This window comes from Peribacillus sp. FSL R5-0717, assembly GCF_038002945.1.
Lineage (GTDB): Bacteria > Bacillota > Bacilli > Bacillales > DSM-1321 > Peribacillus > Peribacillus frigoritolerans.
Genome location: NZ_JBBOOF010000001.1, coordinates 2,456,476 through 2,478,621, shown reverse-complemented (window position 1 = coordinate 2,478,621; position 22,146 = coordinate 2,456,476). Strand labels below are relative to the sequence as shown.

Sequence of the window (22,146 nt, the reverse complement as noted above, 5' to 3'; positions counted from 1 at the left end):
AAATGTTCATCGTTCCGGAAAAGCATGGCCAGGATACTATCCCGTTGGAAATTGATGAATCTTATTTGACAGTCGGATCTGAGATGATTCAATTGAAGTCTCCGATCCCGCTTAGAACGATGTCTTCTGGGGTGACTGGTTCGGGGACGGGCTGGCATAAGTATTTTGTGAATAGGCACGTCCATCATGGTTATGATTGCGAGGATCATCATGTTGAAATGGCCGACTATTTAACAGCTCATGGTTTTGAGCCTCAGGAAACGGTAGGGATGATGACAGCTGTCTTTCTCGATACGGTCGCTTTCAAGCTTTTAAGAGCTGAAGATTTCTCGGTTTTTATCATTGTGACGGCCGGTGTGGGGAATGCCATCGACGCTTCATTAGCTGACCGGCATTCTTGGAGTTCCGCTCCAGGAACGATAAATACATGGATATTCGTAAATGGGCATTTGGCAGAAGAGGCATATATCCACAGTATAGTGACTGCGACCGAGGCAAAAGTAAAAGCGCTTCATGATTTGCTTGTCATGGATAAGGTGACAAATACTTGTGCAACAGGAACATCGACAGACAGCATGTTGATTGCGGCAACTCAAAGAGGGGCAAAGCTTCAATATGCAGGCACCATCACTCCGTTAGGGAAGCTGATCAGCCGCGGTGTATATGATTGTACAGTGGAAGCATTGACGAATAATCGGAAACGGATTGAGGAATTATGATTTATCATCATCTTTTTGCGGTTACGCTGGCGTTCTTCCTTGATTTATTAATTGGAGATCCGCCAAGTTGGCCGCATCCAGTCAAATGGATAGGAACGCTGATTAGCAAGTTGGACCTGGCATTCAATAAAGGGGCATATAAGAAACGGAAAGGGCTCTTCATGTTGATCATCGTCCTATCGGCGGTGTTATTGATTACACTTCTTACCGTCTATTTGGCTTATCTAATCCATCCGCTTGCAGGTATCCTTTGGGAAGCTGTTGTCATTTCCACAACGATAGCTCAGAAGGGCTTGAAGCAAGCTGGGATGGATGTTTGCCTTCCGCTTAATGAACGGGATTTCCCTGAAGCGAGGGTAAAGCTTTCCTATATCGTTGGCCGTGATACGGCTGATCTTGATGAGCCAGAAATCGTCAGGGGCACCGTGGAAACCGTAGCGGAAAATACCAGTGATGGGATTACAGCGCCATTATTTTGGGCAGCTATCGGCGGTGCGCCGCTCGCGATGGTGTACAGGGCGATTAATACCTGCGATTCCATGGTAGGGTACAAGAATGATAAATATGGGCAATTCGGATGGGCTTCAGCCAAGCTCGATGATATCGTCAACTGGATACCCAGCCGCCTCACCGGATTCCTGATGTTGCTGAGCTCGAAATCCGGCTATCATGGATTCGGCGCCAGATGGAAGATATTATTCAATGATGCAAAAAAACATCCAAGCCCGAATAGCGGGTGGTGTGAAGCAGGCGTTGCTGCGATTTTGGGAATACAGCTTGGAGGCCGTAATATGTACAAAGGAATTGTTTCCGACCGTGCGAGGATGGGAGTTCCGCTTGTTCGATTGGAAGCAAAACATATACCACAAACGATTACCATCATGCATCGGTCATCTTTTCTATTTCTGCTGATGCTATGGTTAGGGGGAATTATTCTTGACGTTACCTTCTCATGGCTCTAATCCTCATTATCTTTATGAAGCGCTGAAAATCGAAATGCCTGAATCTGTTCTCGACTTCAGTGCCAACATCAACCCATTGGGTCCGCCTTTACGCATAAAGGAACAGTGGTCTGGGTTTTTTGAAGGAATCCTTCAATATCCAGATCCGCATGCCATTGAACTGACAAAATTAATTGCAAAAAAAGAAGCACTTCCCAAGGAATCCATTTTGATGGGGAACGGTGGTGCTGAAATCATCATGCTGGTAGCGAACGGATTAGCCAATCAAAGGGTGCTGATCATACAGCCGGCATTTGCGGAATATGCTGAAGCTTGTTTGGCAGCAGGATGTAAGGTCGATTTTCACCAGCTTGATGCTCCTGGGTGGCAATTGGACCTGGAACGTTTGATTCCGCGACTACCCGAATATGATGCCATTTTCTTATGTACGCCCAATAATCCGACGGGAGTTTCATTTAAGCGGGATACGGTTAGGGAATTGATCATGGAATGCCAAAAAGCGGATTGCCTGGTTGTCCTGGATGAGGCTTTTTATGATTTCACGGAGGATGCCTTTAGTTATGCTTCTTTAATCAATGCATTTCCACATTTACTCATATTAAGATCAATGACTAAAATCTTTGCGATCCCCGGTTTGAGACTAGGCTATTTGCTTGCGTCACCTGACATCATAAAACGGGTAAGGAATTATAAACCGCATTGGAGCGTCAACCATGTGGCACTTGAAGTAGGGAAAATCTGTCTTGCAGAAGAAGCCTATATGAGAAAAACAAGAGACTATATTGCATGGCAAAAGCAAAAACTATTCCGGTTTTATGAGGAGCAGGGGTTGGATGTCTCCGATAGCACAGTTAATTTTTATTTGGTGAAAGATGAATCTTTATCCCTTTTCCCCTTTTTGCTGAAAAAAGGAATCGTACCGCGCCATACCTATAATTTTCCGGGCTTGGATGGAAGGTGGCTTCGGTTTGCAGTGAAGAGTGAACATGATAACGAAGCACTGATGGAGGGGGTAAGACAGTGGAGAAAGCAAGGCTCTGTTTTATAACCGGGGGTGTCCGTTCTGGAAAAAGCAGCTTCGCGGAAAGAAAAGCCCTGGAGTATGCACTCCAGATGGATGGGAACTTGCATTACCTCGCCTGCGGCCGAGTCAGTGACGTTGAAATGGGTGAACGCATCCTTAGGCACCGGAAAGATAGGGAAAGCAGCCCGATTGCGTGGAAGACCTCCGAATACGCAACGGATATTACAAGAATAGGGGCGGATATTGATCAGGATTCCATAATTCTGCTCGATTGTCTGACAACCCTGCTTGATAACGAACTATTTGGCCCTGGCCTTCCGCTTGAAGAAGAATTCTTAAATAGCGTTTTTTCAAAAATAATAACCGGAATCAATGAGATAAAAAAACAATCCAATTGTTTAATTGTCGTGAGCAATGAATTGGTGCAGGAACCGATTTTCCAGGATGATTTCCTTCATATTTACGGAAAAACACTGGGATTGCTTCATCAAACGATCGTCGGGCTGGCCGATGAAGCCTATCTAGTGGAAGCGGGAATTCCATTGCGGAAGAAAGGGGGCATGCAGGAATGAGCGGAGTGATCGGATTTTTAATTAACCTGCAGTTCTTTACGGTCTTTCCAATAAAGAAGCAGCTTCCGATGGAGAAGAAGTATATTCACCGTGCCATTCAAACCTTTCCATTAGTAGGTCTTTTGCTAGGCTTGATATTGGGCGGCGTTTTGTATGCACTTGTGGAATGGACCCCATTGTCATCGCTTTCGATTGCCTTTTTCCTTTGGTTTTTGACCATGGCATTAACGGGAGGCTTGCATCTCGATGGCTGGATCGATGCAAGTGATGCTTTTTTTTCCTATCAGGATAAAGAGCGGCGATTGGAAATCATGAAGGATTCCAGGACAGGTGCCTTCGGTGTCATCTCCGTCATAGTCCTATTGGCCGCACGGTTTCTATTTATCTATGAAATTGTCGAAAGGGTAAATGAATGGACATACTTCTTGATCATTGCCCTTCCGCTCTTAAGCAAATGTGTGATGGGTTATTTACTCATCCAAATGCCGCTCGCTAAAAAAGAGGGGCTCGGTGCTTTTTTTCAAAGTGCAGGTACGAAAAGCAGTTTGCCCATTTATTGGCTGTACCTCCTTGTAAGTCTGGCGATTGCCTGGACCATCGATTCTAAGCTTGTCACCTTATTTTTCATCATGTGCCTGGCTGCAATGACTTTCCTGGTTTATATAAAACGTAAAGTCGTCAGTTGGTTCGGTGGGATAACGGGGGATGTGCTGGGGGCATCCGTGGAAGGGGTTGAGCTTTGGTTATGGCTGATATTGTGGCTATTACACTACTTCGCCATGGGCTGACAGTAGCGAATGAGCGAAGGGCCTATTTAGGCTGGACGGATTCTCCATTAAGTGCCGAAGGAGAAAAGGAAATATTGGACTTAAGGGGTTCTTACCCACAGTATGAAAAAATTCACAGCAGTGATTTGCCACGCTGTGTGGAAACTGCACGACTTCTGTTTCCAGATGCAGTTCCGCTCAAAAACCCTTTGTTCCGTGAGATGAACTTCGGCAGTTGGGAAGGGCGGACGTATCATGAGTTGAAGACAGATGGAGAGTATCTTAATTGGCTGGAACGTCCCATGGAGGCACTGGTGCCTGGGGGTGAAAGTTATCCGGCATTTTCCGAACGTGTGAATAATGGCTGGAAACAATTGATTGCCTGTAAGGAGAACCGATTTGCCCTAATGACGCATGGAGGGGTAATTCGTGATTTATTGGTCCGCTATGCCCCGAAGGAAAAGTCTTTTTTTGATTGGGGAATTTCCCATGGCAGGGGATATGAGCTCATATGGGAAGACCGGAACAGCTTAAGGAGGGGAGAACGCTGCACTTTGTTACAGGAGGCGCCTATAATGGGAAAACTAAGTGGGTAAAGCAATTGTATGGTTTGGAAAATGATGTCCTTTGGTTATCCGGTTATCGACAAGAACAGCCGGAATTGATTGATTTCCAAGGCAAGGCAGTTGTATTGCAAGGTTTGGATGCATGGATTCAACAAGATGCAGAAAAGATGGATTCAGATTCGATTCGAAGAAGATGGAAGGAAATCATGGCTGATTGGCGAATATGGGAGAATGAAAGGGATGAACATTGCTGCATTGTGATAGGTTCTGATATTTCCAAGGGAATAGTCCCGATTGAAGCAAGAGACCGCAGATGGCGCGATGCCTGCGGATGGGTCTATCAAGATGTAGTATCCATATCAAAGCGCGTTGATATCATCTGGTATGGAATTGACCAGCGAATAAAGTAGAGGAGGTAATTGGGATGAAAATCTATACACGTACAGGGGATAAGGGACAAACAAGCGTAATCGGAGGTCGGCTCGACAAGGATGACATTCGTGTTGAATCTTATGGAACGGTGGATGAAGTGAATAGCTATATCGGTCTTGCGGTGACAGAATTGGATCCTGCGATATTTTCGGATGTACTGGCCGATCTAGAAAAAATCCAGCATGAGTTGTTTGACTGCGGAGGAGATTTGGCAACCGTTTCCGATAAGGCCCCGCAAAAGCTGACGGATGAGACCATTACCTATTTGGAAGAACGGATAGATGCCTTCATACTTGAAGCGCCGGAATTGGAAAAGTTTATCCTGCCTGGCGGCTCAAAAGCGGCTGCAACGATTCACATTGCCCGAACCGTGACAAGAAGGGCAGAACGGCTGGTCGTTTCATTGATCAAGTCGGGTGCGGCCGTTTCACCATTATCACTTCAATATTTAAATCGTTTGTCGGATTACTTCTTTGCTGTTGCACGTGTGATCAATTTCCGTCTTGGTGTAAAAGATGTGGAATATATCCGCAGCGCAAATGTGTTCCGAGGAGGGAAAAGAAAGGAAAAAGAGTAAACATGGATGTAAGAAAAATTAGTGCAATTGCTATATTCATCGCCTTATCGGCGGTAGGGGCAATGATTAAAATCCCTTCACCGATCGGAAGCATCGCTTTGGATAGTTTTCCGGCCCTTTTGGCGGCTGTCATACTTGGACCGGTATCGGGGGCTATAGTTGCTGGGCTTGGTCATATCATTTCAGCGTTCATCGGCGGCATGACACTTGGGCCATTCCACTTTTTGATCATGGTCGAAATGGCTGTCCTGACATGGATGTTTAGCATTTTATATATAAACGGGAAAATAGTAGGCGCATTTTTCCTTTTCTTTATCAGTAATGCCTTCGTTTTGGCCCTGCCTTTCGCATTTCTGATCAGCCCTGGCTTTTACACGTTATTGGTTCCGGGCTTAACGGTGGCGACGGCGGTAAATGTAGTATTGGCAGTCCTTTTATTGCCGCGCTTGGAGCCTGTTTTGAAAAAAATCATTTTTAAAGATGGATTAGCAGAATGAGTGATTCATTGATTTTGCCATTTTCCGAATCAGATTCCTTGATCGTCTCAAGTGACAATAGCGGCGGGATCGGGCTGAAGGAAAAAGATCTTGTCCATGTCCCTTATGAGGTCGTTGGATATTATTCCTTTCGGGTTGCCGTCATGGAGTGCCTGGGCGTTGGCGGAAGACCCGTAGCCGTCGTACTAAATAATTTCTGCGGTGATGAAGCCTGGGAGGACTTGACCAGGGGTGTCAGGAAGGGGCTGAATGAATTGGGAATGGAGGATCTCCCCATCACTGGCAGCACAGAAAGTAACATGCCGCTTCTTCAGTCGGCACTTGGTCTTATGGTGATTGGTAAACGAGTGAATGAACGTGTTAAAAAGCAACAGCCCTTACGGAAAATCGCTCTGATCGGCAGGCCGCTCGTTGGAGAGGAAGTTATGGAACAGCAAGAGTGGGTCGCGCCATTATCTTTATATAAAAGCTTATGTGAAATGGAAGGTGTTCAGGCACTTCCAGTCGGCTCAAAAGGGATAGCGTATGAATGGGGGCATCTGGATCAAAGTGGTGAAGGCGTTTCTGTGCATATAAGCAATAAAGTCGATATTGAAAAATCATCAGGACCATCCACCTGCTTCCTCATTGCCTTTCCTGAACAACTGGAGGAAGAAATCAAGCAAAGATCCGGTCCTCTTTTTATTGGCGGTTGATCGATCCATGACTGAATCAGGCATCGAGTTTAGTTCATAATGAACGGGTTCGATGCTTTTTTCATTGAGATCTTACCTTGATGGATTCCTTTCCTATTTAGAGTGAATGCTTGAATAAGATGTTTGGTTTATTTTGGATAGGTGGGCTTTTTGCCCGGTTTTATCATGCCAAAGTAAAATGAAACCCATATATTGCGTTACTGCTCGTTTCCGTCACTTTAGGGATCATCACAGGTATGGATATTCGGGATGTTGCAGATGCTGTTCAGAAAGGGGTAGGTATTACTCTTGGTAATGTTGATCGGAGCTTTGGTGAAGATTCAACATGGAATGATGGGTTGATTTCATTGGAAAACCAATCATTGCGCCTCATGGTTTCACTCTTTACATTAGGTTGCGCTAGAGGTTTTAATAAAGGGGAGCAAAACCAATTCATGTCCGCTGCCTCCGTCATCTAGATTATTGGAGCGGGCGGTGCATTTAAAAATGTATGGCAAGAGCTGGTTAATGAAGCCATTGCAAGTCAGTCTAGCGACATCCTTTGATATTGTTGGGCTGGCTCGTTACAGACATGATGAAATCTGCTGTCCTGGTGTTATAGTAAATTGCCGGTCCATTACTCCATCACATGTGAATGGAGCAGATTTTGGATGGTCAGCAGTCGCACACACGATAAAGACTTGAACGGTTATGGAAATGATTATATCAGTCGTTTCACTTATCCTAATCTTACTATTGAATTCAATTGTTTAAGAGAAAGGAGCATGATGTATATATGAAACATTCAGGTTATATGATGGGGATCGATATTGGCACGACGAGTACGAAAGTTGTTCTTTTTTCAAAAGGGGGGGAAGTTGTCCAATCTTGTTCAAGGGGATATCCTCTGCACAGTCCAACTCCTTCCGTTGCGGAACAAGATCCCGAAGAAATTTATAAAGCGGTCATCATTGCTATAGGCGAGGTCATGATTGCAAGCGGAATAGAAAAGCAAGAACTGGGCTTGATATCGTTCAGTTCGGCGATGCATAGCTTGATCGCCATGGGTAAGGACGGCAGCCCGCTTACGAATAGCATTACATGGGCGGATAATCGAAGTGTTGCCTACGCGAGGAAACTGAAGGCATCGGAACAGGGGATGCAATTGTATCACAGGACCGGAACGCCTGTTCACCCAATGTCCCCAATCACGAAAGTAATGTGGTTAAGAAATGAGCATCCCGGGATTTTTAACGAAACGGACAAATTTATAGGAATTAAAGAATACATCATCTATAAATTTTTCAATGAGTATGTAATGGATTATTCACTCGCTTCTGCAACGGGCATGTTCAACATGAATGAACTGAAGTGGGATGAAGAGGCACTCACCATTGCTGGAATTGGGGCTGATAAGCTGCCGATGCTTGTCCCTACAACGCATATCCTCTCAGGGTTAAGTGAAGAATTAGCTTCAAAAATGAACATTCATGCTGGTACACCGTTTGTGATTGGAGCGAGTGATGGCGTGCTTGCCAACTTAGGTCAAAACGCAATCAAGCCAGGCGTTCTGGCAGTGACAATCGGAACGAGCGGTGCGGTAAGAACCGTCAGTGACAGGCCGCTTACCGATCCCAAAGGCCGGACATTCTGCTATGCCCTTACTGAGAATCATTGGGTAATCGGCGGACCGGTCAACAATGGGGGAATCACCTTCCGATGGGCACGCGATCAATTGGGCCGTGTGGAAATCGAAAAAGCGAAGGCTTCGGGACAGGACTCCTATGAGATTCTGACGGATATGGCTTCTAATATTGCACCTGGTTCTGATGGGTTGATATTCCATCCGTATATGGCAGGGGAACGGGCACCATTATGGAGTGCCGATGCAAGGGGCTCCTTCTTTGGACTGGCGCTTCATCACACTCGTGACCATATGGTCCGGGCAGTACTGGAGGGTGTAATGTATAACTTGTACAGTGTCCTTATAGCCGTAAAGGAATTGACTGGTGCTCCCGAGAAGATTCATGCAAGCGGCGGATTTGTCCGTTCGAAGCTCTGGCGCCAAATCATGGCTGATATATTCAATCAAAACGTGACAATTCCAGAAAGCTTTGAGAGTTCGAGCTTAGGTGCCGCCGTTCTTGGATTATATGCTTTAGGCGAAATCGAAAGCCTTGATGAGGTTGAGGGTATGGTTGGTGAAACGAATGAACTTGTCCCGATCGAAGAGAACGTCAAAGTGTATGAAGAATTGATGTCAATTTATTTATCAGTAAGCAGGCAATTGGAAGGCGACTACAAGAGGATAGCGGATTTCCAAAGACGCCATTTAGAATGACTCTTAGGATGAATGAGCACTGTGCTTTAATTTGTCGAAAAGAGAGCGGACTTCAGAAAACAACTGGAACTTTTTTTAATAAAAACTGAGGAAAACAGGATTTTCCTCGAATTTGTCTATAGTCTAAAAGCACAAATGCATAAGCACTGTGCTTTTCTTTTTGCCTAGTAATTAAAATGGTAAGATGGAATAAAACGATAAGGGGAATTTCTTATGGGAGCCAGTAAAACGAATGCAATGCGAATTCTTGATAACAAACGTATAGAGTATGGCATGATGAGTTATGATGCCCGCGATGGAAAAATTGATGGGATCACTGTTGCGGACAAGATTGGAAAAGCGCCAGAAACCGTTTTTAAAACGCTTGTCACCCATAACGGACCCCAGCAGCTTTACGTATTTGTCATTCCTGTAGCCACCGAACTAGACTTGAAAAAAGCAGCGAAGGCCGCAGGTGCAAAAAAAATTGAAATGCTTGCGGTTAAAGATCTGCAAAAATACACAGGGTACATTCGGGGAGGCTGTTCCCCGATCGGAATGAAAAAACAATACCCGACCTTTATCGATGAAAGTGCAGCAAACCTGACTGAAATCATCGTAAGTGGAGGGAAAATCGGTACACAGATCGTTTTAAAACCGTCAGAATTCCTGGAAGTCACACAAGCGGAATCTGCAGCCCTAATAAAATAAATTGTTTATCTTTAGGTATTCACCTATTAGGCACTTTTTTCATACGCTGTCTTGAAGATCACATCTTTATTGTGAGGGAGAGTGTGAAAGTGACAGGAAAAGTGATGAATTATTTTGCTGGAGGCAATACGGCTAAAGGTTTTTATAGTTTATATGATTCAAATTTAAAAGGTCTGGAAAGATTATTCATATTAAAAGGCGGACCTGGTTCCGGTAAATCGACCATTATGAAAAAAATCGGCCAAGAATGGCTGGATAAAGACTATGACATCGAGTATTTACATTGTTCGTCCGATAACGATTCCATTGATGGAGTAATCATACCGGCTTTGAAAATCGGTATCGTGGATGGGACTGCGCCGCATGTGATTGAGCCGAAGGCACCAGGGGCGATTGAGGAATATGTGAATCTTGGGGCTGCCTGGGATTCCCAGCAGCTGGCTTCTGAAAGAGCGGCCATCATAAAGTTGACGAATGCGAGAAGCAAGAGTTTCGAAAAAGCATATGCCCTATTCGCTGAAGCATTAAAGATACATGATGAATGGGAAGACATTTACAAGTCAAATATTGATTTCGCAAAATTGAATGGGTTGACCAATAAATTGATTGAAAGCTTTTATAGAGATATCGTCCTTAATAAGAAGTCGGATGTTCGTCACCGATTCTTAGGTGCAGCTACACCAACGGGTGCAGTTGATTTCATACCCAATATTACTGAGGGAATACAAAAACGGTACTTTTTAAAGGGGCGTCCAGGTTCAGGGAAATCAACGATGCTGAAGAAGATTGCAAAGGCTGCGGAGCAAAGGGGCTTTGATGTGGAAATATATCATTGTGGTTTCGATCCGCATAGCTTGGACATGGTAATCGTCCGGGAGGTGGGAATCGCCATCTTTGACAGCACATCGCCTCATGAATATTTCCCGAGTTGTGGAGGGGACGAAATCATTGATATATATAAAACGGCCATTTTGCCAGGAACAGATGAAATATATGCCGATCAATTAAAGGATGTTTCCACCAGGTATCGGACGAAAATGAATGAAGCGACAGCAAATCTGGCTAAGGCAAAAGAGCTGCATGACGAACTCGAAAAGATTTATGTAAAAGCAATGGATTTTACAGCCATCGATGATATTCAAAAAGACATCAATGAACAGATTACTGAACGGGCACAAGATGCCGATAGAAAAACGATTCTACATTAAGAAAATAAACTGCGCCTACCTTAAATAGGCGCAGTTTATTTATATACATAAAAGGATTTTTTAACCCCTGAAGCCACATCAAGAATATATACGGGTTTGTTAAACGTGTTTATCCACGCCCTTTCGGTTAAAATAGGGATTATATTGAAAAAAGGGGCCGATTGAATTGATAAAGACGATTGCGATTGATATGGACGGAACATTGCTAAACAAAATGCAAAAGGTCAGTGAGGAAAATAAGCAAGCAATCCTGAGGGCGCAAAGCGAGGGAGTGGAAGTGATCATTGCTACTGGAAGATCTTATGTGGAAGCAAGGTTCGCTTTAGATGAAGCAGGCATCGTTTGCCCTGTCATCTGTGTAAATGGTGCGGCCCTCTTCACGGAGGAAGGGGAGATTGCCGCTTCCAATCCAATGTCAGCAGCCACTGCTAAAATGGTCGCTGGATTCCTCGAAGAACAAGGGATTTATTTCGAAATATATACGAGTCAGGGGATTTATTCCAAAGACTATGAAAACGCAATATCTGTTTTGGTTGATGTATTTGTTACAGCCAATCCCGACATTGATCCTGAGGGTATGCGAAAATTTGCAGAGCAGCGTTTACAGCTGGGACAGGTAACTTCCATTTCCGATTATTCCGAGTTATTCAGCCGTTCGAATGAGGAATATTATAAAATTCTCAGCTTCTCAAAGGATTTAACTTTATTAAATCAAATTGCTTCGAAATTGGAAGGACAGGGAGTTACAGTCACTTCATCAGGACGTGAAAATGTAGAAATCATGAGTGAAACGGCTCAAAAAGGTACGGCACTTGAAACATATGTGAATGGAAAATCCGGCTCGATGCAGGAAACCATGGCTATTGGGGATAATTATAATGATGTATCCATGTTTGAACGGGTAGGTTTGTCTGTCGCAATGGGAAATGCCCCGCTCGAAATTAAAAAACTGTGTGATGAAGTAACAGGCAAGAATGATGAATCAGGCGTCGCGGAGGCCATTTTAAAGGTACTTAAACAGGCAGCCTATTAAACTCATGAATCAAAGGGGGAAAAGACATTGAAAAAAATGCTCTTATTTTTCCTAATGGCGACATTGTTTTTAACTGGTTGCAACATGAATGATGACGAAAGCAAAAACCAGCCGAATCCTGACAAGGAAGTGACAGGCACTTTAGGGGAAGATCCGGATGTGTTGGTAACGAAACTGCAGGCCCCGTGGTCGATTCAGAAGAATGGGGACATAATGTATGTGTCAGAGCGGACTGGAACAATCGTCGAATGGGACAAGGATAAGATGACACGGCAAAAGGTCAATCTTAAAAAGACATTGTCGGCTAAAGCGGAAGCTGGATTGCTTGGATTTTTGCTAGCTCCCGATTTCTCTAAGAGCGGGCAAGCTTTCGCCTATTATACTTATGAAGAGGGCGGGAATTCCATCAATCGCATCGTCATTTTAGAAAAAAATGATGATATATGGCAGGAGACGGAGACCTTAATCGACGGAATACCAAGCGGGGACTTCCACCATGGCGGCAGGATCAAGATTGGACCGGATGATAAGCTATATGCAACAACAGGTGATGCAAGAAAGTCTGAAATTGCACAGGACATAGAATCTTTAGGTGGGAAAATTCTGCGCTTGAACCTGGATGGCACCATTCCTAAAGATAATCCTTTCGGGAATTCATATGTCTATTCATACGGTCACCGCAATCCACAAGGTCTGGCTTGGGATGAAGCAGGACAGTTGTATGAAAGTGAGCACGGAGATTCGGCCCACGATGAATTAAATAAAATTGACCCCGGTAAGAACTATGGCTGGCCAGAGATACAGGGCGATGAGCAGAAACCGGATATGGTAAAACCATTGATTCATTCCGGTGAAAATACATGGGCTCCTTCAGGCATGGCCTATTTTGACGGAAAGCTTTATTTTGCAGCCTTAAGGGGCGAAGCACTAATGAGTTACGATGTAAAGAGCGGAAAACAGACCAATATCATTACGGGCTCAGGAAGGATACGTGATGTATTCGTTGATGAAGAATTCATATATTTCATAAGCAACAATACGGACGGCCGAGGAAATCCTGATGAAAAGGATGATAAGCTATATCGTTTGCCGCTATCTCGGTTAAATATGCCTTGATGTTATCAATGAGCAGAAAAGAAGCATATATTTGGGAAACCTCGCCAATAGCGGGGTTTCCTTTTTGTGTATGGCACCAAATTCACGAGTAAAAGCATGAAACTCACGAATAAAAGCGTGAAACTCACGAGTAAAGGTGTGAAATTCACGAGTAAAAGCGCAAAATTCACGAATAACGCCCAAACTCACGAGTAAAAGCGTGAAATTCACGAGTAAAAGCATGAAAATCACGAGTAAAAGCGCGAATCCCCTGAAAAGGGTATTTTTTTGTCTCGGAAGTAGTGTAGAAGCTGAGGATACTGTGTCCCTACGATTGTTTTCGTTCTTCCTGAGGGCTAGACATTTTTATTGAATAGGTGTATAGTTACCTAGGTAACTACTTTACAGGAGGAATACCTTTGTCCTTTCAAAATGGTTTTTTTCATCATAACTTACAATTTTCAAGGTCATTTACGAAAAAGTTAAATGAACAATTGGCCAAGGTTGATCTTTATCATTCCCAATGGTCAATTGTATATTATCTAAGTCAGTTCGGCTGTTCTACGCTTGTTGAAATAAGCACTTATTTAGATGTGGAGAAACCGACGGTAACCAGGACGGTAAACCGGCTGGAAGAGCTTGAGTTGATTGAACAAGTTCCAGGAAAAGATAAACGGGAACGGAGAATACAGTTAACGGAGTCAGGTTTAAGGACTTATCAAGAGGCCAAAAAGGTGGTTGAGGAATTTGAACTTCAATTAATGAGCGGTTTGGCTGAAGAAGACCGGGAGGCAACGTTACGTACGTTGATTTTCCTGAAGGAAAAATTAAAACAATAGTAAGGAAGAAGGATTGAAATGAATCACAAACCGAAATTGTGGACGAAAGACTTTCTGATTGTTTCGTCTGTGAACTTTTTTCTATTTTTAACTTTTTATGTCCTGATGGTGACATTGACCATTTATACGATGGATAATTTTAATGCGTCGCAAGCACAAGCAGGGCTTGCTTCAAGTATTTTTGTTCTGGGGGCTGTGCTTGTCAGACCGATTGCAGGGAAAAAAATTGACAAGATCGGCCGCAGAAAGATGTTGCTTGGCTCGTTGGTTCTATTCCTGATCGCATCCATCGGCTATTTCCTTGTGAATAGTTTATCCCTCTTATTGATCGATCGGCTTATTCACGGTTTTGCTTTTGGCCTTGCCACTACGGCAACTGGAACGATTGCTGCGGATATCATTCCGAATGAAAGACGCGGGGAAGGTACGGGTTACTTTGCCATGAGTACCAACTTGGCAATGGCATTCGGTCCGTTCATTGGCTTGCTGATAACACAGCATTTCAGTTATTCCATCATTTTCTATGCAGCCTCCTTATTTGCCGCATTTTCTTTAGTTGCATCATTATTCATGAATGTGCCTGAGGGGGATAAGGGCGGAGCTTCGCCACAAAAAGGATTTAAAATCAGCGATTACTTTGAAAAAAGGGCACTGCCCATTTCCATTTTTATCGGGTTTGCCGGATTTACCTATTCGAGCATCTTGTCCTATTTAACGTCTTTTGCAAAGGAAATGGATTTAATGGATGCGGCGAGCTTCTTCTTTGTCGTTTTTGCTGTTTTCCTTTTGGCGTCCCGTCCGTTTACAGGACGGATGTTTGATGTGAAGGGGGAAAATGCAGTTATTTACCCATCGCTCTTACTATTTGCCGTCGGTATGGTCATCCTCAGTCAATCCCATCATGGTATCACGCTTCTGATTGCAGGCGCCTTGATCGGAGTGGGGTACGGTACATTCCAATCAAGCTGTCAAGCGATTTCCATCAAGGAAGCCCCATCAAATCGGATGGGATTAGCCACATCCACATTTTTTACAATGTATGACTTCGGTATTGGTGTTGGTCCATTCCTATTGGGATTCCTTATTCCATTTACAGGGTTCAAAGGGTTATTTATAGGAATGTCGGTTTTTGCATTCGTACTTATTGGCATTTATTACTTGGCACATGGGAAAAAAGCCTCGGCAAGAGTGAAAATGCAGCATGAGGAACGATTGTCTGCCTAAATTTTTTCAATAGGATTGTATAAAAAGAAAAATTTTGGGGATGCTTATATTATGATTGATTTTCCAAAGTATCCCCCTTTTCTCCGCCTGTAATCCAACAGGCGTTTTTTTATGCCATAAACAAAGAAAACCGCCTTATTGGCGGTTTTCTTAAAATTTATAGGTCCATAATCTTTCTTTGCGGATCCAGTCTAGGAAATCTGCATCCTGATTTTCGAATTTCTCTTTCCAATCGATCACCATCGCTTCCGTTTGCGAACGGTGGGCGGTGAATGTGGCTACCTTTTTTTCTTCGACGGCAGTGATATCATGGACGATGTCGGGCTGTCCCAATTCGTCAATGCAGTTATTCGAGAAGGCGACACAATGAAGTTTAGGTCTCTCTTTCTCTTCCATTCTTTCCACGGCCCGAACTACAGCTCGTGCTGTCGCTTCATGGTCCGGATGGACACTGTATCCTGGGTAAAACGTAATGATCAATGAAGGATTCAATTCATTGATGGCATCGGTGAATAATGAAGTCAGCTTTTCATCATCTTCGAATTCAATCGTCTTATCACGCAATCCAAGCATGCGTAAATCTTGGATGCCTATCGCATTTGCTGCATCGATTAATTCCTTTTTACGAATTTTAGGAAGCGATTCCCTTGTTGCGAATGGAGGGTTTCCTAAATTACGTCCCATTTCTCCTAAGGTTAAGCATAAATAGGTGACAGGAGTGCCCGCTTCTCTATGAAGGGCAAGCGTTCCGGAGACCGAGAAGGCTTCATCATCGGGATGTGGGAATATAACTAATACATGGCGTTCTTTTTCCAAGGTATATTTCTCCTTCCGTACTACTTACAGTAAGTATGTTTATCGGTGAATGGGAGTTTTCATCGGAATCATCATATGATATATATCAAGCAAGTTGTCATCATTCAAAGGGAGTGGGACTGAGCTGCATGGAGACAGCAAGCTTTCCGGAAAAATCAAGGCCTGCCAATAGTAATCTCCCCTGTTCATCCATTTCGAAGTGGTTAACGCCTTCTGCATATACCCAGCCAATATTGAGCTTCAATCCGACACGATAGGGTCCATCCCCAACTATCTTGCCATGTTCATACTGAATAAAAGCGTTACGAATATAAGCACCTGCCGAGAAGAAAGCTTCATCTACATGAGTGGCATAGGCGCCATTTGTCGTTTCAAGGTGAAGATATACATCTTGTCCGGCGAAAGAATCAATGGCATTTTGCACCTCTGTACGGTCTATAGGTTTCATTCGATAATTTCCTCCTTAACTGGGCGGCTAGATAAGCTTTTCCTTCTTTCTATTTTACTAAATAAAAACAAAAAAAGCGAAAAAGGCCGCTCGATGAATTTGAGCGGCCATAAACTTGATGTTTTATTTTTGTGTTTTTTCCGCAACTCCATATTTATGGTATGCACCATGATTGACGGGTCCGACATAGTCATTCATTTTCCAAGAATGGCGAACCGCTTCGGTGATGAAGTCTTTGGAAACGAGGATAGCTTCACGCGGGCTTTTCCCTTCAGCCAATTGAGCTGCAATGGCGGCAGAAGATGAACAGCCGGCACCATGTGTATTGGTCGTTTCGATTTTTTCCGATTCAAGGATTTCAAATTCTTGTCCATCATATAAAAGGTCGATGGCTTTATCATGATCAAGCTTATTTCCACCTTTGATCAAGACATATTTTGCACCTAGTGCATGAATCTTTTCAGCTGCAGCCCTCATATCATCAATCGTCTTGATAGGAGCAGTTCCCGCTAACTGAGCGGCCTCGAACAGGTTAGGCGTGACTACAGTTGCACGTGGAACAAGCAGTTCGCGCAGAGCTACAGCCGTTTCAGGGTGCAATACTTCATCTTCACCTTTACATACCATAACTGGATCGATTACGACTTTGTCCAGCTTCAATTCATCTATTTTACGGGCAACAAGTTCAATGATTTCCACTGATCCAAGCATTCCCGTCTTCATGGCATCAATGCCGATTGATAGAATCGTTTCGATTTGGGCTTCCAAAACTTCGACCGGTGTAGGGAATACATTATGGGCCCAGCCATTCTTCGGATCCATCGTCACGATTGTCGTTAAAGCGGACATACCGTAAACGCCGAATTCTTGGAATGTCTTTAAATCTGCTTGAAGACCCGCGCCGCCGCTCGAATCAGATCCTGCAACTGTCATAGCTCTTTTCATAGTCATTATGTGACCTCCTCAGGAGAATTAGATATCGATATTATCAGCATACCAGTTAATATCCTATTTTTAGAATATACCAAAATTTCTTTTATGTAAAACTTAGTTTTCAGCCTAATATGAGTGTCTTGGCGAAGGAAGGGCAATCGCCTCGCGTAAGTCATTTTTCGAACCTGTAATTAAGGAAATTGGATGGATGTCAGCCCCTACTTCCATCTTTTGATGGACAAAGCAAAGGTTGTGAAAGTGTCATTATTTTCAAATTTGATTTAATATATTTAAATATAGTGTAGACACATTTAGTATAGCTTTTCCGTTCGATGCTGGATTAAACCCAAAAAGGGAGGTTGATTTCTATGGAATGGACCATGTTGCTTTTAGCTGGCGGGAAATCAAGCCGTATGGGAGTGAATAAGGCACTTTTGACCGTAGGCGGCATTGTGAACATTTCAAGAGTGGCATCTGAATTGAAAAAGGTGTCAGAAAACATTATGGTCATTACGAATACATTTGAAGAATATCATTTTCTGCAACTTCCGCTCGTTCCGGATTTACATAAAAATCAAGGACCTCTTGGCGGATTGCATGCAGGGCTGACCTCATCGAAAACGGAGCTTCAGTTCCTTACAGCGTGCGATATGCCGTTTGTGAGTGCAGATGCCATAAAGGATATCATTACCCATTATGAACCTGGATTCGATGCTGTCATTCCAGAAATAAATGGCAGGCTACAGCCGCTTTTTGCTGTTTACCATAAAAGGTGTCTTCCTGTACTGACGGAGTGTTTATTAAAACATGAATTAAAAATGAGTCTATTCTTGGAAAAGATCTCGGTGAAAATCATGAAAGAAACCGACTTTTCGTTATATCGCGAGAATCCTGAACAATTTCACTACCTTTTTTTCAATATGAATACGAGGGAAGATTATCAAGAAGCAGCTTATATTGATCAAACTGAATTATATAAAGGATGGTAGACATGAATTATAATATTTCAAAAGAGCCGATTGTCATCCAGGAAGTGATTGATAAAGTAGTCAGTCGAAATGCGGGTGCCGTCACGACTTTTATTGGTACAGTGAGGGAAATGACGAAAGGAAAAAAGACTCTCTTCTTAATTTACGAAGCGTATGTACCGATGGCCATCAAGAAATTGGAGCAAATCGGATCTGAGATCAAGGAGCGTTGGCCTGATGCAGAAACGGCGATCACCCATCGTGTAGGTAAACTTGAAATCACGGATATCGCAGTGGTTATTGCCGTTAGTACGCCACACCGAAATGATGCATATGAGGCGAATAGGTATGCGATCGAAAGAATTAAAGAAATCGTCCCGATTTGGAAAAAAGAACACTGGGAAGATGGGGAAACATGGGTAGGAAACCAGTTGGAAACCGTTCCATATCCATCAGGGAAACCGGAAGAGGGGGATATTGATGATTAATGTACTTTTATTTGCACAATTGAAAGATGAGCTAGGCAAAGAGACTGTTTCAATAGAAGGAAATGGAATGAGTGTTGCCCAGCTAAAAGGAAAGATGAAGGCGGATTTTCAATTGGAAGGTCTTGAAACCGTGATGACAGCGGTCAATGAGGAATTTGCTGATGATGACACGACTTTATCTGATGGAGATACAGTTGCTTTCATTCCGCCGGTAAGTGGAGGGTGAAGCGTCCGGAAGGGAGGGCTCACGGTGAAAGAGCGATATTCAAGGCAAACTTTATTCGCCCCAGTTGGTGAAGGGGGCCAATTGAAAATTATGAAGAAGCATGTCTTGCTTCTTGGTGCAGGGGCTTTGGGATCTGCTAATGCCGAGGCCCTTACTCGTGCAGGAGTAGGGAAGCTTACCATTGTCGACAGGGATTATGTCGAGACCAGTAATTTACAGCGCCAACAAATGTATACGGAACGGGATGTCGCAGAGAGACTGCCAAAAGCAGAGGCGGCAAAGCGTCATTTATTGGATATCAACCATGAGGTTGAAGTGAATGCCATCATCATGGACGCAACTGCTCAGAATCTCGAACAGCTGCTTGGTGATGTTGATTTGATATTGGATGCAACCGACAACTTTGAGACACGGATGATTATTAATGATTTATCACAAAAGCTTCATATACCGTGGATTTATGGGGCATGTGTGGGGAGCGTGGGCATGACTTTGACGATCCTTCCCGGGCATACTCCATGTTTGCACTGTTTGCTTAAAGCGATCCCGATTCAAGGAATGACCTGTGACACAGGAGGGATCATATCACCAGCTGTTACGATGGTAGTGGCACACCAAACTGCCGAGGCTTTGAAAATCCTTGTTGAAGATTGGGAATCGGTACGGCCTGCACTTGTTTCTTTTGATCTGTGGAGAAATCAATACCAAACCGTTAAATTGACAAAAGCGAAAAAGAAAGATTGTCTCTCATGCGGAGAGCAGAGGACATACCCCTTTTTAACAATGGAAAATGCAACAAAAACGGCTGTTCTTTGCGGGAGGGACACTGTACAGGTAAGACCGCCAAAACCTCTGGAACTGCAACTCGAAAAATTAGCCAAAGATCTGGACGGCAGCGGTTATTTGGTGAAATTCAATCCATTTCTTCTCTCCTGTGAAAAAGGTGGGGAACGTATCGTCATTTTCAAGGATGGCAGGGCGTTGATTCACGGTACGAAGGATATGGTCCATGCAAAGGCCGCGTACCAAAGCATCCTGGGATAATGCTCATAAAAAAACGAGGCCCCAGGTTTTGGGGCCTCGTTTTTTTATGAATCCATATAGGGTAATGGTACGGGTTTTAGTGTGTGACCCCGTCTTTGTTATCTTGTTTGGAAGCAACGATGACTACTTTTCCTTCGTCAAGAACTTCCTCGTAACGCTCTGCCTCCATATCACTAAGGCCAAGGTTGCTCATTCGATTACGAAGTTCATCTCCGCGAGATTTAAAGAGATTTCCGACGGTATCAAGGAAACCTTGTTCCTTCATGCCTACACCTTCTGTATTTGTATTCTCGGTAAGGTGTTTAGAACGGGTTTTATCATGGGCAAACAAATATACATCGTCTTTCGTATAACCTGATGTAACTAATTCATCGATTTTTTCCTTTGCTTGTAAACCGTTTTCTACTACATGTACTTGATACATATAAACTCCTCCTTGAATTTCATTAAGATTTTCTTGAAAATAGGTAAATGGATTCTTGCTTATTACAGTTGCTGATTGGCTATAGTAGTATATAACCTCATTTGGGCCCTGTTAAACATTTATCTCAAAGAATATTTAGTAAGTGGTGAAGCGGAATACCTTCTGTATGCGGTAGGTCAAGTATTTGAAGACAGGCAGTTTCTTTTGGTATTCACTGTAATCCACCGTGTATGTTCCGTTTTGATTTGTCCAGAGTCTATGGAAATAGCTGTCGACATCCTTGGAAACGTCCGCATCATTTGGAGCATGGATTTCAACATTCGCTTCAAGGTTATAGTCATCTAGATTTCGTGAAGTATAATTAGCCGATCCTCCAAGAATGACCGTTTCATCAGCCTTTTGGATCATCATCAATTTTGTATGGAACTGTTCTTTATCTGTTTTATACCAGCGGATCGAGATGTTTTCATCCCCAAGTTTTTCGAATTCGGCGGCAACCGGAAGATTGGGCAGCCCGATTTTTTCACTTCCGAATGCGTTTTGATTCGGATCCAATATCATTTCAATCTTCACACCCCGTTTAGCTGCATCCGTTAATGCCTCGACAACCTCGCGATCGGCAATGTAGAACATGGCAAGATGGATCTTGTCACCATTTTTGGCATCCTTAATTGCCTTTAGGACATGTTCATTGATTTTTCCTTCCGTTAGCAGTTGTACTGATATTGGCCCTTTATCAGCTGATTTCTCCTTGAACTCAGGAAATGACTTTGGTCCTCCCGAGAATTTCGAAGCGGCTTCTTCGGCTTTAACGAAATCGCCGATGATATTCCCGTCCATCTGGAAGGCAATATTGGAGTGGAAGCCACTTGCGTCATGAGGATTGGCAGATGAGATGATGGCCGTTTTTTCAGTCGCGACCACTTTTCTGTGATTGGCTTTGATATTCATCAGTCTAAGATAAGAACGCAAGGTGACCTTTGGTGCGCTTTTAGCCATTGGATTGACGATCCAGCCTTTCCCGCTTTCACCGAACCATTGGAAAAAGGTCCGATACACACCTGAATAGAGAGGATTCGGATCCCGGAGGCGGTCTAAGTTGGTAACAATGACATCAATTCCATTTTTCTTCATCGTTTCCAATGCCTCTAACTGGTAGGCATTATAGGAAGTATTCACTTCATCAGTAATGAATATAATCTGGAGGTCAGGTTTCTTTTTCTTCTGTTCAACTAGATTATCCTTCAGCGTCTCGGTTAACTTCGGGAAGTTTATCTTTTCATCATAAAAAGCATTAAACAAAAACATATCGATTACGATATAAGAATCAGCCTCTTCTATGGCTTGATTTATGGTTTGGAAAATTCGCTGCTCATGTTGCAGATTCCCTTGTTCGTCGTGATAGGAAAGATTATAGATGAAATCGATTTCCTCGACATGATGAACCTTCCCTTCATAAGAAATGCCATCGGGAAGTGGCTTGTAGCTGTTATAGGCAATGACGATTGCAATGATGATCAAAATGCTGACAAGCAGATAAAATCGTTTTCTTTTGTACCACTTTTTCATAGGAAAGCCT

Annotated in this window: 28 protein-coding genes; 23 read left to right on the top strand and 5 right to left on the bottom strand. The window is 43.4% G+C overall.

From position 1 onward, the window contains the following. Positions 1-2 precede the first annotated feature (2 nt). The 19 genes from NYE65_RS27235 to NYE65_RS12005 all read left to right on the top strand — a co-directional run bounded on the left by NYE65_RS27235 (position 3) and on the right by NYE65_RS12005 (position 15,220). Entirely contained in the window at positions 3-719 is a 717-nt protein-coding gene (locus tag NYE65_RS27235; protein WP_445670447.1) for an adenosylcobinamide amidohydrolase, read from the top strand. Continuing rightward, a complete protein-coding gene (gene cbiB, locus NYE65_RS12090; RefSeq protein ID WP_340860995.1) occupies positions 716-1,681 on the top strand; it encodes an adenosylcobinamide-phosphate synthase CbiB in 966 nt (321 codons plus the stop codon). Before NYE65_RS27235 ends, cbiB begins: the two co-directional genes overlap by 4 nt. After that, on the top strand, positions 1,656-2,729 hold the full coding sequence (gene cobD, locus NYE65_RS12085) for a threonine-phosphate decarboxylase CobD (protein ID WP_340860994.1): 1,074 nt from the start codon (positions 1,656-1,658) through the stop codon (positions 2,727-2,729). Before cbiB ends, cobD begins: the two co-directional genes overlap by 26 nt. Further along, positions 2,702-3,277, top strand: a complete 576-nt coding sequence (locus NYE65_RS12080) for a bifunctional adenosylcobinamide kinase/adenosylcobinamide-phosphate guanylyltransferase (protein ID WP_340860993.1) — start codon at positions 2,702-2,704, stop codon at positions 3,275-3,277. The genes cobD and NYE65_RS12080 overlap by 28 nt, the downstream gene beginning before the upstream one ends. Next, positions 3,274-4,065: an adenosylcobinamide-GDP ribazoletransferase gene (gene cobS / locus NYE65_RS12075; RefSeq protein ID WP_264639926.1), complete on the top strand. Its 792-nt coding sequence runs from the start codon at positions 3,274-3,276 to the stop codon at positions 4,063-4,065. Before NYE65_RS12080 ends, cobS begins: the two co-directional genes overlap by 4 nt. Next, positions 4,023-4,640, top strand: a complete 618-nt coding sequence (locus tag NYE65_RS12070; protein ID WP_340860992.1) for a histidine phosphatase family protein — start codon at positions 4,023-4,025, stop codon at positions 4,638-4,640. Before cobS ends, NYE65_RS12070 begins: the two co-directional genes overlap by 43 nt. Continuing rightward, complete coding sequence (locus NYE65_RS12065) at positions 4,556-5,020, top strand: bifunctional adenosylcobinamide kinase/adenosylcobinamide-phosphate guanylyltransferase (protein WP_328175782.1); 465 nt, start codon at positions 4,556-4,558, stop codon at positions 5,018-5,020. The genes NYE65_RS12070 and NYE65_RS12065 overlap by 85 nt, the downstream gene beginning before the upstream one ends. Before the next feature lie 14 nt (positions 5,021-5,034). Next, positions 5,035-5,619, top strand: a complete 585-nt coding sequence (locus NYE65_RS12060) for a cob(I)yrinic acid a,c-diamide adenosyltransferase (RefSeq protein WP_340860991.1) — start codon at positions 5,035-5,037, stop codon at positions 5,617-5,619. A gap of 2 nt (positions 5,620-5,621) precedes the next feature. Continuing rightward, positions 5,622-6,116: an ECF transporter S component gene (locus tag NYE65_RS12055; RefSeq protein ID WP_340860990.1), complete on the top strand. Its 495-nt coding sequence runs from the start codon at positions 5,622-5,624 to the stop codon at positions 6,114-6,116. Next, positions 6,113-6,811 (top strand): ATP-binding protein, encoded by a 699-nt coding sequence (locus tag NYE65_RS12050; RefSeq protein ID WP_340860989.1) that lies wholly within the window; start codon positions 6,113-6,115, stop codon positions 6,809-6,811. Before NYE65_RS12055 ends, NYE65_RS12050 begins: the two co-directional genes overlap by 4 nt. A 191-nt stretch (positions 6,812-7,002) precedes the next feature. After that, on the top strand, positions 7,003-7,269 hold the full coding sequence (locus NYE65_RS12045) for a GntT/GntP/DsdX family permease (RefSeq protein WP_340862126.1): 267 nt from the start codon (positions 7,003-7,005) through the stop codon (positions 7,267-7,269). A gap of 49 nt (positions 7,270-7,318) precedes the next feature. Continuing rightward, on the top strand, positions 7,319-7,495 hold the full coding sequence (locus tag NYE65_RS12040) for a hypothetical protein (protein WP_340860988.1): 177 nt from the start codon (positions 7,319-7,321) through the stop codon (positions 7,493-7,495). 91 nt (positions 7,496-7,586) lie between these two features. Next, positions 7,587-9,131 (top strand): gluconokinase, encoded by a 1,545-nt coding sequence (gntK, locus tag NYE65_RS12035; RefSeq protein WP_340860987.1) that lies wholly within the window; start codon positions 7,587-7,589, stop codon positions 9,129-9,131. A 213-nt stretch (positions 9,132-9,344) separates the two neighbouring features. Further along, a complete protein-coding gene (ybaK, locus tag NYE65_RS12030) occupies positions 9,345-9,821 on the top strand; it encodes a Cys-tRNA(Pro) deacylase (RefSeq protein WP_034315977.1) in 477 nt (158 codons plus the stop codon). Positions 9,822-9,910: 89 nt separating this feature from the next. Further along, positions 9,911-11,029, top strand: a complete 1,119-nt coding sequence (locus NYE65_RS12025) for a PRK06851 family protein (protein WP_241636630.1) — start codon at positions 9,911-9,913, stop codon at positions 11,027-11,029. 166 nt (positions 11,030-11,195) lie between these two features. Then, on the top strand, positions 11,196-12,062 hold the full coding sequence (locus NYE65_RS12020; protein ID WP_340860986.1) for a Cof-type HAD-IIB family hydrolase: 867 nt from the start codon (positions 11,196-11,198) through the stop codon (positions 12,060-12,062). A gap of 36 nt (positions 12,063-12,098) precedes the next feature. Continuing rightward, positions 12,099-13,178, top strand: a complete 1,080-nt coding sequence (locus NYE65_RS12015; protein WP_340862125.1) for a PQQ-dependent sugar dehydrogenase — start codon at positions 12,099-12,101, stop codon at positions 13,176-13,178. A 398-nt stretch (positions 13,179-13,576) separates the two neighbouring features. Beyond that, positions 13,577-13,996 carry a MarR family winged helix-turn-helix transcriptional regulator gene (locus NYE65_RS12010; protein ID WP_053536927.1) on the top strand — a complete coding sequence of 140 codons (420 nt, stop codon included), beginning with the start codon at positions 13,577-13,579 and terminating at the stop codon, positions 13,994-13,996. Between the two features lie 18 nt (positions 13,997-14,014). Then, positions 14,015-15,220 carry an MFS transporter gene (locus NYE65_RS12005; protein ID WP_328175776.1) on the top strand — a complete coding sequence of 402 codons (1,206 nt, stop codon included), beginning with the start codon at positions 14,015-14,017 and terminating at the stop codon, positions 15,218-15,220. Between the two features lie 150 nt (positions 15,221-15,370). Here NYE65_RS12005 and bshB2 read toward each other — a convergent pair whose 3' ends face one another. The 3 genes from bshB2 to pdxK form a co-directional block, all read right to left on the bottom strand. Next, complete coding sequence (gene bshB2, locus NYE65_RS12000) at positions 15,371-16,036, bottom strand: bacillithiol biosynthesis deacetylase BshB2 (protein ID WP_034315960.1); 666 nt, start codon at positions 16,034-16,036, stop codon at positions 15,371-15,373. A 100-nt stretch (positions 16,037-16,136) separates the two neighbouring features. After that, entirely contained in the window at positions 16,137-16,484 is a 348-nt protein-coding gene (locus tag NYE65_RS11995) for a YojF family protein (protein WP_048683611.1), read from the bottom strand. Positions 16,485-16,607: 123 nt separating this feature from the next. Continuing rightward, entirely contained in the window at positions 16,608-17,435 is an 828-nt protein-coding gene (gene pdxK / locus NYE65_RS11990; protein WP_170946897.1) for a pyridoxine/pyridoxal/pyridoxamine kinase, read from the bottom strand. A 350-nt stretch (positions 17,436-17,785) separates the two neighbouring features. Between pdxK and mobA the strand changes: the two genes are divergently transcribed. From mobA to NYE65_RS11970, 4 genes are read left to right on the top strand one after another with little or no spacing between them, the layout of a single operon-like run. Next, on the top strand, positions 17,786-18,406 hold the full coding sequence (gene mobA / locus NYE65_RS11985; RefSeq protein WP_340860985.1) for a molybdenum cofactor guanylyltransferase: 621 nt from the start codon (positions 17,786-17,788) through the stop codon (positions 18,404-18,406). A 2-nt stretch (positions 18,407-18,408) separates the two neighbouring features. Then, positions 18,409-18,873: a molybdenum cofactor biosynthesis protein MoaE gene (locus tag NYE65_RS11980; protein WP_053536924.1), complete on the top strand. Its 465-nt coding sequence runs from the start codon at positions 18,409-18,411 to the stop codon at positions 18,871-18,873. Continuing rightward, complete coding sequence (gene moaD, locus NYE65_RS11975; protein ID WP_328175773.1) at positions 18,866-19,099, top strand: molybdopterin converting factor subunit 1; 234 nt, start codon at positions 18,866-18,868, stop codon at positions 19,097-19,099. The genes NYE65_RS11980 and moaD overlap by 8 nt, the downstream gene beginning before the upstream one ends. Before the next feature lie 24 nt (positions 19,100-19,123). Further along, entirely contained in the window at positions 19,124-20,143 is a 1,020-nt protein-coding gene (locus NYE65_RS11970) for a MoeB/ThiF family adenylyltransferase (protein ID WP_340860984.1), read from the top strand. 76 nt (positions 20,144-20,219) lie between these two features. Here the strand turns inward: NYE65_RS11970 and NYE65_RS11965 are convergent, their stop codons facing one another. Next, a complete protein-coding gene (locus NYE65_RS11965; protein ID WP_053536921.1) occupies positions 20,220-20,567 on the bottom strand; it encodes a general stress protein in 348 nt (115 codons plus the stop codon). A gap of 135 nt (positions 20,568-20,702) precedes the next feature. Further along, positions 20,703-22,136 carry a phospholipase D family protein gene (locus NYE65_RS11960; RefSeq protein WP_328175771.1) on the bottom strand — a complete coding sequence of 478 codons (1,434 nt, stop codon included), beginning with the start codon at positions 22,134-22,136 and terminating at the stop codon, positions 20,703-20,705. Between the last annotated feature and the right edge of the window lie 10 nt (positions 22,137-22,146).